This window comes from Pseudomonas sp. GW456-12-1-14-TSB6, from assembly GCF_059424205.1.
This window is the reverse complement of sequence record NZ_JBWKZE010000031.1, coordinates 61,349-76,743: the sequence shown is the minus strand read 5'-3', so window position 1 is coordinate 76,743 and position 15,395 is coordinate 61,349. Positions and strand designations below refer to the sequence as shown.

The 15,395-nt window shown below is 62.1% G+C and carries 12 protein-coding genes; 8 read left to right on the top strand and 4 right to left on the bottom strand.

Annotated elements, in window-relative coordinates:
* Positions 1-81: 81 nt before the first annotated feature.
* The 3 genes from AC07Y2_RS23910 to AC07Y2_RS23900 form a co-directional block, all read right to left on the bottom strand.
* A complete protein-coding gene (locus AC07Y2_RS23910; RefSeq protein WP_039772438.1) occupies positions 82-798 on the bottom strand; it encodes an SPOR domain-containing protein in 717 nt (238 codons plus the stop codon).
* A 1-nt stretch (position 799) separates the two neighbouring features.
* Entirely contained in the window at positions 800-2,536 is a 1,737-nt protein-coding gene (gene argS / locus AC07Y2_RS23905) for an arginine--tRNA ligase (protein ID WP_085648011.1), read from the bottom strand.
* A 210-nt stretch (positions 2,537-2,746) separates the two neighbouring features.
* Positions 2,747-4,966, bottom strand: coding sequence for a primosomal protein N' (locus AC07Y2_RS23900; protein WP_103386957.1), 2,220 nt, complete (start codon positions 4,964-4,966; stop codon positions 2,747-2,749).
* 180 nt (positions 4,967-5,146) lie between these two features.
* Here AC07Y2_RS23900 and rpmE point away from each other — a divergent pair, with 180 nt between their 5' ends.
* The 3 genes from rpmE (at position 5,147) to AC07Y2_RS23885 (ending at position 7,642) form a co-directional block, all read left to right on the top strand.
* On the top strand, positions 5,147-5,365 hold the full coding sequence (gene rpmE / locus AC07Y2_RS23895) for a 50S ribosomal protein L31 (RefSeq protein ID WP_103386958.1): 219 nt from the start codon (positions 5,147-5,149) through the stop codon (positions 5,363-5,365).
* A gap of 41 nt (positions 5,366-5,406) precedes the next feature.
* Complete coding sequence (locus AC07Y2_RS23890) at positions 5,407-6,189, top strand: thermonuclease family protein (RefSeq protein ID WP_103386959.1); 783 nt, start codon at positions 5,407-5,409, stop codon at positions 6,187-6,189.
* A 184-nt stretch (positions 6,190-6,373) separates the two neighbouring features.
* Positions 6,374-7,642, top strand: coding sequence for a malic enzyme-like NAD(P)-binding protein (locus tag AC07Y2_RS23885; protein WP_007952395.1), 1,269 nt, complete (start codon positions 6,374-6,376; stop codon positions 7,640-7,642).
* A 222-nt stretch (positions 7,643-7,864) separates the two neighbouring features.
* On the opposite strand, the gene AC07Y2_RS23880 is transcribed toward AC07Y2_RS23885, so the two are convergent.
* On the bottom strand, positions 7,865-10,309 hold the full coding sequence (locus AC07Y2_RS23880; RefSeq protein ID WP_408980487.1) for a penicillin-binding protein 1A: 2,445 nt from the start codon (positions 10,307-10,309) through the stop codon (positions 7,865-7,867).
* Positions 10,310-10,529: 220 nt separating this feature from the next.
* Here AC07Y2_RS23880 and AC07Y2_RS23875 point away from each other — a divergent pair, with 220 nt between their 5' ends.
* From AC07Y2_RS23875 to AC07Y2_RS23855, 5 genes are read left to right on the top strand one after another with little or no spacing between them, the layout of a single operon-like run.
* Positions 10,530-11,594, top strand: coding sequence for a pilus assembly protein PilM (locus AC07Y2_RS23875; RefSeq protein WP_039766420.1), 1,065 nt, complete (start codon positions 10,530-10,532; stop codon positions 11,592-11,594).
* The gene (locus tag AC07Y2_RS23870) at positions 11,594-12,160 is read left to right on the top strand and encodes a PilN domain-containing protein (RefSeq protein WP_103386961.1); all 567 of its coding nucleotides are present in this window, start codon (positions 11,594-11,596) and stop codon (positions 12,158-12,160) included. The genes AC07Y2_RS23875 and AC07Y2_RS23870 overlap by 1 nt, the downstream gene beginning before the upstream one ends.
* On the top strand, positions 12,157-12,780 hold the full coding sequence (pilO, locus tag AC07Y2_RS23865; protein WP_064382837.1) for a type 4a pilus biogenesis protein PilO: 624 nt from the start codon (positions 12,157-12,159) through the stop codon (positions 12,778-12,780). The genes AC07Y2_RS23870 and pilO overlap by 4 nt, the downstream gene beginning before the upstream one ends.
* Entirely contained in the window at positions 12,777-13,301 is a 525-nt protein-coding gene (locus AC07Y2_RS23860) for a pilus assembly protein PilP (protein ID WP_103386962.1), read from the top strand. The genes pilO and AC07Y2_RS23860 overlap by 4 nt, the downstream gene beginning before the upstream one ends.
* A gap of 14 nt (positions 13,302-13,315) precedes the next feature.
* A complete protein-coding gene (locus tag AC07Y2_RS23855; protein WP_103386963.1) occupies positions 13,316-15,394 on the top strand; it encodes a type IV pilus secretin PilQ in 2,079 nt (692 codons plus the stop codon).
* Position 15,395: the final 1 nt, after the last annotated feature.

Here is a 15,395-nt window from a genome sequence, read left to right as displayed (position 1 = left end):
CCCCGCGTCCCTTGCCGCAGGGACGCGGAGCGTCCATTGAGGCATTCCCACGCAGAGCGTGGGAACGATCGGTGAGGAGGATCAGCGGCTCTGACGTTGTTGTAACAACAGGTTGCTGAAGCCGGCGCCCGCCAGTTGTTTCTGGGCGGTGGTCAGCTGTTCGCGGTTGCTGAACGGGCCGACCAGTACGCGATACCAGGTTTCATCTTTCACGGTCCCGGACTCAACCGCGACCGCCTGGCCGAGCAGAATGATCTGCGCGCGCACCTTGTCGGCATCCGTCTCTTTGCGGAACGAGCCGGCCTGGAGGAAGAACTTGGTCACCGGTGCAGCCTTGGTCACCGGCGGCGCTGGCGGCGGGGTGATCCCGGCCAGTGCAGCCTGCGCCCGTGCAGTGTCGATCTTCGCCGCTTCCGCCGGTGTCACCGGCGTGGTCGGGATTGCCGGCACTTGTGGTGTCGGCAGGGTTTTCTCCGGCACCGCGTCCGGCGGCACGATCACTTCCGATTCCGGCAGCAGGGTGTAGAAGTCGTACTTCGGCTTCACCGGTTGCGTCGGGCTCGGCGGGGTCTTGTTGGCCTCGGCGATCTTGCTGGCTTTCTGTTGCTGCTGTTGCTCGACCTTCTCGCGCTTGACCGTGTCGCTGCCCTTGCCCGGCTCCAGTTTCATCAGGAACACGATGAACGCGCCGACCGTCAGGCCGATGGCCATCCACAGCCAGCCCGGGATCGGCTGCTTCGCTGGAGCTTGGTAACGGCTGGCGCCACGCTTGGGTGCAGGTTTTTTCTTGGCAGCCAACTTACATGCGCTCCAGGGTTTCCAGGCCGAGCAGTTCCAGGCCTTGCTTGAGGGTACGGCCGGTCAGCGCGGCAAGGCGCAGGCGGCTTTGCATTTGTGCCGGAGTGTCGGCGGTAAGGATCGGGCAGTTCTCGTAGAAGCTGGAGAACAGGCCGGCGACCTCGTACAGGTAGGTGCACAGGGTGTGTGGCGTGCCCTTTTCCGCAACGTTGTTCAGCACTTCGCCGAACTGCGCCAGTTTGGCTGCCAGATCGTGTTCCTGCGGCGCTTCGAGGACGATCTGGCCATCGACTTCGCTGTAATCCTTGTCAAGCTTGCGGAACACCCCGGCCACGCGAGTGTAGGCGTACAGCAGGTACGGGGCGGTGTTGCCTTCGAGGTTGAGCATCTGGTCGAAGTTGAAGCTGTAGTCGCTGGTGCGGTGCTTCGACAGGTCGGCGTATTTCACTGCGCCGATGCCCACAACCTTGGCGATGCTGCGCAGTTCGTCGTCGGCCAGTGTCGGGTTTTTCTCTTTTACCAATGCGTAGGCACGTTCCTGCGCTTCGGTCAGAAGATCGATCAGCTTCACGGTGCCGCCATCTCGGGTCTTGAACGGACGACCGTCGGCGCCGTTCATGGTGCCGAAGCCCATGTGCTCCATTTCCATCGGATGGGTCACGAAACCGGCCTTGCGCGCCACGGCGAACACTTGCTGGAAGTGCAGGGCCTGACGCTGGTCGACGAAGTACAGCGCGCGGTCGGCCTTCAATTTGCCGCTGCGGTAGCGCACAGCCGCCAGGTCGGTGGTGGCGTACAGGTAGCCGCCGTCGGCCTTGACGATGATCACCGGCAGCGGCTCGCCTTCGGCGTTCTTGAATTCGTCGAGGAACACGCACTGTGCGCCGTTGCTTTCGACCAGCATGCCGGCGGCCTTCAGGTCGTTGACCACGTTGATCAGGTCGTCGTTGTAGGCGCTTTCGCCCATCACGTCGGCCATGGTCAGTTTGACGTTGAGCAGTTCGTAGATCTTCTGGCAGTGCGACAGCGAGATGTCCTTGAACTTGGTCCACAGCGCCAGACACTCGGCATCGCCGGCCTGCAACTTGACCACCAGGCCACGGGCGCGGTCGGCGAACTCCGGGGACTCGTCGAAGCGTTGCTTGGCGGCGCGGTAGAAGTTTTCCAGGTCCGACAGCTCGTCGCTGGTGATCGGATTTTCCTGCAGGTAGGCCATCAGCATGCCGAACTGGGTGCCCCAGTCGCCGACGTGGTTCTGACGGATGACGGTGTCGCCGAGGAATTCGAGCACGCGGGCCACGCCGTCGCCGATGATGGTCGAACGCAGGTGGCCGACGTGCATCTCTTTGGCCAGGTTCGGCGCCGACAGATCGACCACGGTGCGTTGCGCCGGGCCGGCCTTGCGCACGCCAATGTGATCGTCGGCCAGAGCCGCGTCGAGGCGCGAGGCCAGTGCTTGAGTGTTCTGGAAGAAGTTGATGAAGCCGGGGCCGGCGATTTCGGCCTTGGTGACGTTTTCGTCAGCCGGCAGGGCGGCAATGATTTTTTCCGCCAGGTCGCGCGGCTTCATGCCCGCAGGCTTGGCCAGCATCATGGCGATGTTGCTGGCAAAGTCGCCGTGGGTCTTGTCCCGGGCGTTTTCCACCTGGATCGCCGGCGTCAGGCCTTCAGGCAACACACCTTCGTTGACGAGTTGGGTGAGGGCTTGTTGGATCAGCTGGCGAATGGTGTCTTTCATGGTCTTCTCTTTCGACCGCAAGCGCGGCGGCGCATCGATGCGCGGGTGGAAAAACTGGGCATTATCCGTTGCGAAGACGGGCTTGCCAACCTTAGCAGGCAGGATGTGGATGTGTGGTGACAAATAGACTGCTTTCGCGAGCAGGCTCGGTCCCACCCTTGGATACATTTCCCTGTGGGAGCTGGCTTGCCAGCGATAGCGATCGATCAATCAATACAAATCGACGGGATCGACATCCAGCGACCAGCGCACTGCCCGGCCGCTTGGCATCTGCTCCAGCACCAGCAGCCAGCTCGCCAGCAATCGGTGCAGCGGCGCCCGGGCCGTGGCCTGCAACAGCAGCTGCGCGCGGAAGCGTCCGGCCCGACGTTCCATCGGTGCCGGCACCGGCCCCAGCAATTCGATGCCGCTCAGGTTCTGTTCGGCCAGCAAGCGCTCGGCCTCGCTGCATGCCTCATCGAGAAAACCTTCGGCCTGCCCCGGCTTGTGGGCTTCGGCGCGCAGCAGGGCGAGATGGGCGAACGGCGGCAGGCCGGCGGCGCGGCGTTCGCTCAGCGCCTGTTCGGCGAAGGCGAAGTAACCCTGCTCGGTCAGTTGCACCAATAAAGGATGGTCGGCGAGGTGGGTCTGGATGATCACCTTGCCCGGTTCTTCCGCCCGCCCGGCACGGCCGGCAACCTGCACGATCAGCTGCGCCATGCGCTCGCTGGCGCGGAAGTCGCCGGAGAACAGCCCACCGTCGGCATCGAGGATCGACACCAGCGTCACCCGAGGGAAGTGGTGACCCTTGGCCAACATCTGGGTGCCGACCAGAATGCACGGCTGGCCTTTCTGGATCGTGGCGAACAGCTGGTTCATCGCGTCCTTGCGCGACGTGCTGTCACGGTCGACGCGCAACACCGGATAGTCCGGGAACAGAATCGCCAGCCGTTCTTCGGCCCGCTCGGTGCCGGCGCCCACGGGGCGCAGATCGACCTTGTTGCACTTCGGGCACTGGCGCGGCACGCGCTCGACGTAACCGCAGTGGTGGCAGCGCAATTCGCCGTAGCGCTGGTGCACTGTCATCCGCGCATCGCAGCGCTGGCACTCGGACATCCAGCCGCAATCGTGGCACAGCAAAGTCGGGGCAAATCCCCGGCGGTTGAGGAACACCAATACCTGCTGGCCGGCGGCGAGGGTCTGGCCGATGGCTTGCTGCATCGGCCCGGAGATGCCGCTGTCCAGCGGGCGACTTTTCACATCCAGGCGCAGGAAGCGTGGCTGTTTGGCGCCGCCGGCCCGTTCGTTCAGGCGCAGGAGTCCGTAACGGCCGGTGTAGGCGTTGTGCAGGCTTTCCAGGGATGGCGTCGCGGAGCCGAGCACGATCGGGATGTTTTCCTGTCGCGCCCGCACCAGCGCCAGGTCCCGTGCGTGGTAGCGCAGACCTTCCTGCTGTTTATAGGAACCGTCGTGTTCTTCGTCGATGATGATCAGCCCCGGGTTTTTCATCGGGGTGAACAGCGCCGAACGGGTGCCGATAATAATGTCTGCCTCGCCATCGCGGGCGGCGAGCCAGGCGTCGAGGCGATCGCGGTCGTTGACTGCCGAGTGCAGCAGGGCAATGCGGGCGTTGAAGCGTTGTTCGAAGCGGGCGAGGGTCTGCGGGCCGAGGTTGATTTCCGGGATCAGCACCAGCGCCTGTTTGCCGGCCTCGAGGGTTTCGCGGATCAGCTGCAAATAGACTTCGGTCTTGCCGCTGCCGGTGACCCCGGCCAGCAGGAACGCGTGATAACTGTCGAACCCGGCGCGAATCGCCTCATACGCAGCGCGCTGTTCGTTGTTGAGCGGCAGCTCCGGCTGGGCCAGCCAGTGCTCATGGCGCGCGCCGGGGGCGTGGCGGCGCACTTCGACTTGCACCAGATCCTTGGCCAGCAGCAAATCGAGGCTGTCCTTGCTCAGCATCAGTTTGCTCAGCAACTGATGGGCGACGCCGTGAGGATGCTGGGCCAAAGTCGCCAGGGCTTCACGCTGGCGCGGGGCGCGGGCGATGCGCGGGTCATCGAGGCTGGCGCCGGGAGCCGCCGACCAGAACCGTTCCTGACGGGCTTCGGCCAGTTCGCCCTGGCGCAACAGCACCGGCAGCGCCCAGCTCAGGGTGTCGCCGAGGCTGTGCTGATAATACTGAGCCGTCCACAGGCACAGCTTGAACAGCGCTGGCGGCAGTGGGGCGGTAGCGTCTAGCAGCGCCAGCGCCGGTTTGAGCTTTTCCACCGGCACTTCGCTGGTGTCGGTGACTTCCACCAGAATCCCGATCATCTCCCGCCGGCCGAACGGTACCCGCAGGCGCATGCCCGGTTGCAACTGCGAACGCAGCACGCCGGCCGGGGCCCGATAGTCGAACAGGCGGCGCAGGGGCGAAGGCAGGGCGAGGCGCAGAATGGCGTCGGGCACGCGGGATCTCGATAAGAAGCTAACAGGCAGCGGGGATGATGTTTGGGCCGGGAGCCTAGCAGACGGTCGGTCTCAGCGACAGCTTGCGTGATTGCAAAGGTCTGGTAGAATCCGCGGCCTAATTACGTGCGGTATTCAACAATCGTGTTGGATGGCGGCACGCCAGCTGAGGAAAACACCATGAAAGCCGATCACCCGAATTACCCAGAAGTTGCAGTATCCTGCAGCTGCGGCAACAAGTTTGAAACCCGTTCGACCTACGGCAAACCCCTGGCGATCGACGTTTGCAACGAGTGCCACCCGTTCTACACCGGTAAGCAGAAGACTCTGGACACCGGTGGTCGCGTTCAGAAGTTCGCCGACCGTTTCGGCAAGTTCGGCGCGATCAACAAGGCCTAAGGTCTGTCATTCTGGAAAACCTCAGCGGCTTTTCCGGTCTGATGAAAAAGGCGTCCCTTGCGGGCGCCTTTTTTGTGTCCGCGATTTGGCTCTCCGCCGCCCAGGCCTTCTGCCCGGCACCTGTAGGGCTGGACAACGCCACGGTGCAGCGGGTGGTCGACGGCGACACCCTGCGCCTGAGCGACGGGCGCAATGTGCGGATGATCGGCCTCAATACGCCCGAGCTCGGCAAGCAGGGTCGCAGCGACGAGCCGTTTGCGGTGGCTGCACGCAAGCGCCTCGAAGCCCTGGTCGCCGAGAGCGACGGGCGGGTCGGCCTGCGCCTTGGCGCCCAGTCCAAAGACCATTACGGCCGGACCCTGGCCCATGTTTTCAGCGCCAGGGGTGAGAACCTCGAAGCGCAGATGCTCGCCGATGGTCTCGGTTTCCAGGTCGCGGTGGCGCCGAATGTCGATCTGGTCGATTGCCAGCAAGCTGCCGAACGCCGCGCGCGACAGGCCGGGCTTGGCCTGTGGAAGCGTTCACCTGTACTGAAAGCGGAGCAGATCGAGCGCTCGGGTTTCGCCATCGTCAGCGGGCGTGTGAGCAAGGTTCAGCGCAATCGTGGCGGAATCTGGATCGAGTTGCAGGACAAGCTTGTACTGCGCGTTGCACCCAATCTGCTGGAACGCTTCGATAGCGCCGCTCTGCAGGCGTTGAAGGGCAAGCAGATCGAGGCCCGTGGCTGGGTGGTCGACCGTTCCCGGCGCGATAGACTGAAATCAGGTCAGGCGCGCTGGCTGTTGCCGCTGACCGATCCCTCGATGCTCCAGTCGTCCCGCTGAAGAAAAAATTGTAGACATTTTTTCTGTCGATTGTGAACAGTCTAACCCTTGTGCGCCGTGGCTCTTGGCCCAAAGTCTTAGGGCAGGGCGCTTGACAGGGGTGACCGGGCAGTCTTGTGGGGACTTTGCGAGGCGCGTATCCTCGCTGACCAGTCTGTCCAACAGTAAAAAGCGGAATGCCAAAATGTCTGATCTGAAAACTGCCGCTCTCGAATATCATGCCAATCCTCGTCCAGGAAAGCTGAGTGTCGAGCTCACCAAGGCCACTGCTACCGCCCGCGACCTGTCGCTGGCCTACAGCCCCGGCGTAGCTGAACCAGTGCGCGAGATCGCCCGCGATCCTGAACTGGCCTACAAGTACACCGGCAAGGGCAACCTGGTTGCAGTCATTTCCGATGGCACCGCGATTCTGGGCTTGGGTAACCTCGGCCCACTGGCTTCCAAGCCTGTGATGGAAGGTAAAGGCGTGCTGTTCAAGCGCTTCGCCGGCATCGATGTCTTCGACATCGAAGTCGACTCCGAAAGCCCGCAAGCCTTCATCGACACCGTAAAACGCATTTCCATCACCTTCGGTGGCATCAACCTGGAAGACATCAAGGCGCCTGAGTGCTTTGAGATCGAACGCGCTCTGATCGAGCAGTGCGACATTCCGGTATTCCACGATGACCAGCACGGCACCGCGATCGTGACCGCTGCGGGCATGATCAACGCCCTGGAAATCGCTGGCAAAACCCTGGCCGACGCCAAGATCGTCTGCCTGGGCGCTGGCGCAGCCGCCATCTCCTGCATGAAATTGCTGGTGAGCATGGGCGCCAAGGTCGAGAACATCTTCATGGTTGACCGTACTGGCGTGATCCACGCTGGCCGTGACGACCTGAACCAGTACAAGGCTGTGTTCGCTCACCCTACCGAGAAGCGCACCCTGGACGACGCCATCGAAGGCGCTGACGTATTCGTCGGCCTGTCGGGCCCGAACCTGCTGAGCGCCGAGCAACTCAAGCGCATGGCGGCCAACCCGATCGTTTTCGCCTGCTCCAACCCGGATCCGGAAATCTCCCCGGAACTGGCTCACGCCACCCGTAACGACGTGATCATGGCCACCGGCCGTTCGGACTACCCGAACCAGGTCAACAACGTACTGGGCTTCCCGTTCATCTTCCGTGGTGCCCTGGACGTTCGCGCCAAGCGCATCAACGAAGAAATGAAGATCGCTGCCGCCAACGCCCTGCGCGAACTGGCCAAGCTGCCGGTGCCTCAGGAAGTGTGCGACGCCTACGGCGGTATCTCCCTGGAATTCGGTCGTGAGTACATCATTCCGAAGCCAATGGACAAGCGCCTGATCACCGTGATCTCCGACGCCGTGGCCAAGGCTGCGATCGAGACCGGTGTGGCGACCCTGCCGTATCCGAAGAACTACCCGCTGAAAAGCGTGGATGACGTGTTCAACGGCTAAGTCGTTGTAGCGCTTCATGAAGAGCCCCGCTTTTTAAGCGGGGTTTTTTTTTTGGTCGTGAAAATGCGTTCCGGCTTCAAGGGCGGCCCTCACCCTAACCCTCTCCCCCTGGGAGAGGGCTAGGGTGAGGGCGGCCTTTGATGTGAAACGCCATTCTCAGTACGACAGAAAACAAAAAGCCCCGCACTTCTCACGAAGGCGGGGCTTTTTGGCAGTTGCGGATCAGAACAAATCGATCGGCGCCTGTTCATCCGCCGGCAGCGGGCTGCCCGGTACGGTGCCATTGCCGATCTCGTTGACCGACGGTGGCGTGTCTTCGGCCTTGAACAGCTCGAAGTACGCGCCCGGTGTGCTCGGCGATGCCGCGCGACCGCTGACCGGATCCACCCGCAGGCTGAGAATGCCTTCCGGCTCCGGCTGGACATGCGGTGGCTTGTCCTTGAGCGCGGCGGCCATGTAGTTCATCCAGATCGGCAGTGCCACGGTACCGCCGAACTCACGGCGACCGAGGCTTTCCGGCTGGTCGAAACCGGTCCACACGGTGGTCACGTAGTCGGCGTTGTAACCGGAGAACCACGCATCCTTGGATTCGTTGGTGGTACCGGTCTTGCCGGCGATGTCGCTGCGGCCCAGGGCCAGTGCACGACGACCGGTGCCGAGCTTGATCACGTCCTGCAACATGCTGTTGAGGATGTAAGTAGTACGGCCATCGACGATGCGCTCGGCAACTGCCGGTGCTTGCGGCACGGCGGCGTTGCCCGGCGCTTCACCCGGAACCGGCGCTGCATTGACGGTAAACGATTCGGTAGCGGGGGCCGCGATGCCATCGGTGGCCGCGCCGCCCTGCGGTACGGTCGGCGGGTTGGCGACGAACAGCGTATCGCCGTTGCGGCTTTCGATCTTGTCGATGATGTACGGGGTGATCTTGTAGCCGCCGTTGGCGAAGGTGCTCCAGCCGGTGGCAATTTCCATCGGCGTCAGGGTCGCGGTGCCCAGCGCCAGGGACAGGTTTGGCGGCAGGTCCTGCTTGTTGAAGCCGAAGCGGGTGATGTAATCGATGGTCTTGCCCACGCCCATCGCCTGCAGCAGGCGGATCGAAACCAGGTTGCGCGACTTGTACAGCGCCTCACGCAGACGGATCGGGCCGAGGAAGGTGTTGGTGTCGTTCTTCGGACGCCAGACCTTGTCCAGGTACTCGTCGACGAACACGATCGGCGCGTCGTTGACCAGGCTGGCGGCGGTGTAGCCGTTATCCAGTGCGGCGCTGTAGACGAACGGCTTGAAGCTCGAGCCCGGCTGACGCTTGGCCTGCATCGCACGGTTGTAGTTGCTCTGCTCGAAGGCGAAGCCGCCGACCAGCGAACGGATAGCGCCGTTCTGTGGATCCAGCGACACCAGTGCGCCCTGCGCCTGTGGAATCTGGCTGAACTTCAGCGAATTGTTCGGCTGGCGCTGCACGCGAATCAGATCGCCGATCTGTGCCACATCCGACGGCTGGCGCGGCGTGGCACCCATGCTGTTGGTATTGAGGAACGGTCGCGCCCATTTCATGGTGTCCCACGCCACGTGCTCTTCGCCGGTGCGGGTCAGCACTTGCAGGCCGTTCTTGTCGACCTGGGTGACGATGGCCGGCTCGAGGCTGCTGATGGTGCGCTGCTTGGTCAGTTCAGTGGCCCAGGCTTCGCGGGTCTTGCCCGGCAGGCGCGACTCGGGGCCACGGTAGCCGTGACGCTGATCGTAGGTCATCAGGCCTTCGTGCAGCGCGGTGTTGGCCATCTCCTGGAGGTTGCTCGGCACCGTGGTGGTGACGCGGAAACCTTCGGTATAGGCGTCGCTGCCGTAGCGGCCGACCATTTCCGCGCGGGCCATCTCGGCGATGTACGGCGCGTTCACTTCCGGGGTCGGCACGTGATAGCTGGCGTTCAGCGGTTCGTTGATCGCAGCGGTGTAGTCGGCCTCGGTGATCTTGCCGAGCTTGTACATGCGGCCGAGGATCCAGTCGCGACGCTCCTTGCTGCGCGCCGGGTTGGCCAGCGGGTTGAAGCGCGACGGGGCTTTCGGCAGGCCGGCGATCATCGCCATCTGCGCCAGGCTGACTTCGCGGATCGACTTGCCGTAATACACCTGCGCCGCCGCCTCGATGCCGTAGGCGCGGTTGCCCAGATAGATCTTGTTCACGTACAGCTCAAGGATCTCGTCCTTGGTCAGCTGGCGTTCGATCTGCAGCGCCAGAAGGATTTCGGTGGTCTTGCGCGAGAAGCTGCGTTCGCTGGTCAGGAAGAAGTTCTTCGCCACCTGCATGGTGATGGTGCTGCCGCCGGACTGGATGTGCCCGCTCTTGACCAGTTGGGTCGCGGCACGCATCAGGCTGCTCGGATCGACGCCATAGTGATTGGCGAAGTTGTCGTCTTCAGCACTTAGTAACGCATTGATGAAATTGGGGGGAATGTCGGCGAAACGGATCGGTGTGCGGCGCATTTCGCCAAATTCTGCGATCAACTTGTTGTCGCTGCTGTACACCCGCAGGGGAATCTGCAACTGAATGCTTCTCAGCGCCTCCACAGATGGCAAACCCGGACTAAGGTAAAGAAACGCGCCGCTGAGACCTAAAAGCAGTCCGCAGAAAACGGCGACGATGGACCAACCGAAAAATTTCAGCAGACGAATCAAGGCTTTTGGACATCCACGGCAAAGAATGAATTGGGCGACAGGGTTCCGGGTAACACACAGAACGACCCGCGCCGGCAGTAAAAGGCGGAAAAAATCGCTGGGCATTATAAGCACTTTTCCGCAGGGGGCGTCATTTGCGCTTCTGTCAAGACGGGGCGAGGGAACGCAATGCGCATTACAGAGTCCGTAACTCACGGAAAGTCATAGGGAATTGGTAGTGCTAGGACTCTTCAATAAAAAGGCCAATACGTTACTGGGGATCGACATCAGCTCCACATCGGTGAAGCTGCTGGAGCTGAGCCGTCAGGGTGAGCGCTACCGGGTCGAGGCGTACGCGGTGGAGCCGTTGCCGGCGAGTGCCGTGGTAGAAAAGAACATCGCCGAACTCGAGGGCGTCGGCCAGGCCCTGTCCCGGGTGCTGGTCAAGGCGCGTACCGGGTTGAAAACCGTGGCGGTGGCGGTGGCCGGCTCGGCGGTGATCACCAAGGTCATCGAGATGGACGCCGGGCTGTCCGACGACGAACTGGAAAACCAGCTCAAGATCGAGGCCGATCAATACATTCCCTACCCGCTGGACGAGGTCGCCATCGACTTTGAAGTCCAGGGCGTTTCGCCGCGCAACCCCGAGCGGGTCAACGTACTGCTGGCCGCCTGTCGCAAGGAAAACGTCGAAGTCCGCGAAGCGGCGCTCGCTCTCGCCGGGCTGACCGCGCGGGTGGTAGATGTAGAGGCGTATGCGCTGGAGCGCTCGTTCGGCCTGCTGGCCACGCAACTGGCTGCGTCCCAGGATCGGCTGACGGTGGCCGTGGTCGACATCGGCGCCACCATGACCACGCTAAGCGTCCTGCACAATGGCCGGATCATCTACACCCGTGAACAGCTGTTCGGCGGTCGGCAGTTGACCGAGGAAATCCAGCGCCGTTATGGCCTGACCCTTGAACAGGCGGGACTTGCCAAGAAGCAGGGCGGCCTGCCGGACGATTACGTCAGCGAGGTGCTGCAGCCATTTCGTGAGGCGCTGGTGCAGCAGGTGTCACGCTCCCTGCAGTTCTTTTTCGCGTCCGGCCAGTACAACGCCGTCGACCACATTCTGCTGGCGGGCGGCACGGCATCGGTGACGGGGCTCGACCGGCTGATCGAAGAGCGCCTGAACACTCCGACCCAGGTTGCCAACCCGTTTTCCGACATGGCCTTGAGCAGCAAGGTCAACGCCGGGGCTTTGGCGAGCGATGCGCCGGCCCTGATGATTGCCTGCGGGCTCGCGCTCAGGAGTTTCGACTGATGGCGCGGATCAACCTTTTACCCTGGCGCGAGGAGCGCCGCGAAGAGCGGCGCAAACGCTTCCTGCTGGCGTTGACCGGCGTGGTGGTCGGTTCGGTCGGGGCGGTGCTCATTGCCGACCAGATCATCAGCGCCGCCATCGCGCGGCAGGTCGCGCGCAATGACTACATCGGCAAGCAGATCGCCGTGGTCGATGAACGGATCAAACAGATCAGCGACCTCAAGGCCCATCGCCAGCAACTGGTGGAGCGCATGCGCATCATCCAGGACTTGCAGGGCAACCGGCAGATCAGCGGGCGGATCTTCGATCAGCTGGCGCGCACCTTGCCCGACGGGGTGTATTTCACCGACGTGAAAATGGTCGGCAAGACCCTGTCGATCAGCGGCGCGGCGGAATCGAACAATCGAGTGTCCGACCTGATGCGCAATCTCGACGCCTCCGACTGGTTCGATGCGCCCAACCTCAATGAAGTGAAAGCCACCACCGCTGGCCAGGTGGATCAGGCCAACGTCTTCCAACTGACCGTTCGCCAGACTCGACCCCGGCTCGAGGAGGACGACCAATGAAGCCGTCCGAGTGGCTGGACAGCCTGCGCAATGTCGATTTCAACGACCTGGACACCAGCAACATTGGCTCCTGGCCGCCTGTAGTCAAAACCCTGGCCGGCGGGCTGTTGATGGTGCTGGTCCTGGCGCTTGGCTATAACTTTTTCATCAGTGACCTGGAGAACCAGCTCGAACTCAAACGTGAGGAGGAAATCACCCTCAAGGAGCAGTTCGCGAGCAAGGCGCGCATGGCGGCCAATCTGGAGCTGTACACCCAGCAGATGAAAGAGATGGAAAACTCGTTCGGTGTGTTGTTGCGGCAATTGCCCAGTGATACCGAAGTGCCGGGGTTGCTGGAAGACATCACCCGCACCGGACTGGGCAGTGGCCTTGAGTTCGAAGAGATCAAACTGCTGCCTGAGGTTACCCAGCAGTTCTACATCGAGCTGCCCATCCAGATCACCGTGACCGGGGCCTATCACGACCTCGCGACCTTCGTCAGTGGCGTGGCCGGGCTGCCACGGATCGTCACCCTGCACGATTTCGAGCTGGCGCCAGCCAATCCTGAAGGCGGGCCGAAGCTGCGCATGAGCATCCTCGCCAAGACCTACCGCTATAACGACAAGGGGCTGCAGAAATGAGCCCGATCCGTTTTATCGCCCTGTCGGCATTGTTATTGGTGTTCGGTGGCTGTGGCGGCGATGACTTCAGCGACCTCGACGCCTACATGAATGAAGTGCGCCTGCGTCCGCCAGGCAAGATCGAGCCGACTCCGACCTTCCGCTCCTACCCGACGTTCACCTACAGCGCCGCCAACCTGCGCAGTCCGTTTTCGCGCCAGCTGCGGGTCGATCTGGCCGGGCAGAAACATGGCTCGCGCGACGTGAAACCCGATCCCAACCGGGTCAAGCAATACCTCGAAGGTTTCAACATCGAGCAGTTTGAAATGGTCGGCACGATTGCCAACGCCTCCGGTTCCTTCGCCCTGCTGCGAGGCGCGGGCGGCGTCCATCGGCTCAAGGTCGGCGACTATCTGGGGCGCAACGACGGGCGCATCGTCGCCATCAGCGCTTCACAGGTCGAAGTGGTGGAAATCGTTCCCGATGGCCAGGGCGCCTGGCTTGAGCGGCCGCGCACCATTCCTTTGAAAGAGCATTCATAAGTGGAAGTCGAACAATGAACAGGATTTTCTCCACCCTCGGTTTTTCGCTATGGATAGCGCTGCTTTCGCCGATGGTACAGGCAGCCAATCTGAAGGCGCTGGACGTTGCGGCACTGCCGGGCGACCGGGTCGAGCTGAAGCTGTCGTTCGACGGCCCGCCCCCGCAGCCCAAGGGCTACACCACCGACTCGCCGGCACGGATCGCACTCGATCTGCCGGGTGTCGCCAGTCAGTTGGCAAGCAAGACCCGTGACCTGGGCAGTGGCAATGCCCGCACGGCCACGGTGGTCGAGGCCAATAATCGTACACGGCTGATCATCAGCCTGACGCAACTGGCACCGTACGACACCCGGGTCGAGGGCAATACGGTGTTCGTGGTGGTCGGGCAAGGCAGTAAAGCCGCTGCCCCACGTACAGCCGCTCGTGCACCGCGCGCAGCACCTGCGGCAGCGCCGGTCCGCACGTTTACGCCGACCGCCAGAGCCATTCGCGGCGTGGATTTTCAGCGTGGTACGGCGGGCGAGGGCAACGTGGTCATCGACTTGTCCGACCCGGCTATCGCCCCGGACATCCAGGAGCACGACGGCAAGATCATCCTCAATTTCGCCCGTACCCAATTGCCGGAACCTCTCCGGGTGCGCCTCGACGTCAAGGACTTCGCCACCCCGGTGCAGTTCGTCAATGCCGGGGTCAGCGGTGATCGAGCGACGATCACCGTCGAACCCAGCGGTACTTTCGACTATTCCACTTACCAGACCGACAACAAGCTCACCGTCAGCATCCGGCCGTTGACCGTCGATGACCTGCAAAAACGCAACGCCGACCGCAACAGCTATACCGGCGAAAAGCTCTCGCTCAACTTTCAGGACATCGATGTGCGTTCGGTGCTGCAACTGATCGCCGACTTCACCAACCTTAATCTGGTGGCCAGCGATACGGTGCAGGGCGGGATCACATTGCGCCTGCAGAACGTGCCGTGGGATCAGGCGCTGGATCTGGTGCTCAAGACCAAAGGCCTGGACAAGCGCAAGGTCGGCAACGTGTTGCTGGTGGCGCCGGCCGATGAAATCGCTGCGCGTGAGCGGCAGGAACTGGAATCGCAGAAACAGATCGCCGAACTGGCGCCGTTGCGCCGCGAGCTATTGCAAGTGAACTACGCCAAGGCTGCGGACATCGCCAAGCTGTTCCAGTCGGTCACCAGCGCCGAGGCCAAGGTCGACGAGCGGGGTTCGATCACCGTCGATGAGCGCACCAATAACATCATTGCCTACCAGACCCAGGATCGCCTCGACGAGCTGCGGCGGATTGTGGCGCAGCTGGATATTCCGGTGCGTCAGGTGATGATCGAGGCACGGATCGTCGAGGCCAACGTCGATTACGACAAGAGCTTGGGCGTGCGCTGGGGCGGTTCGATTCAGAACAAGGGCAACTGGAACACTTCCGGGGTCAGCAACGGTTCGTCGACCACCATTGGAACGCCGGGCAGCACCAGCACCAACTCGCCGTTCGTCGACATGGGCACGGTCAACAATACCTCCGGGATCGGCATCGCGTTCATCACTGACAACGTCTTGCTCGACCTTGAACTGACCGCGATGGAGAAGACCGGCAACGGCGAAATCGTCTCGCAGCCCAAGGTGGTCACCTCCGACAAGGAAACCGCGAAGATCCTCAAGGGCACCGAGATTCCGTATCAGGAAGCCAGCTCCAGCGGCGCTACGTCGGTGTCCTTCAAAGAGGCGTCGCTGTCGCTGGAAGTGACGCCGCAGATCACCCCGGACAACCGCATCATCATGGAGGTGAAGGTCACCAAGGACGAACCGGACTACCTGAACAAAGTGCAGGATGTACCGCCGATCAAGAAAAACGAGGTCAATGCCAAGGTGCTGGTGAACGACGGCGAAACCATCGTGATTGGGGGCGTGTTCTCAAATACTCAAAGCAAGGTCGTAGATAAGGTGCCATTTCTTGGCGATGTGCCGTATCTTGGCCGCCTTTTCCGGCGTGATGTGGTTTCGGAGAAAAAATCCGAGCTGCTGGTATTTCTCACTCCGCGTATCATGAATAACCAGGCGATTGCTGTGAGTCGTTGAT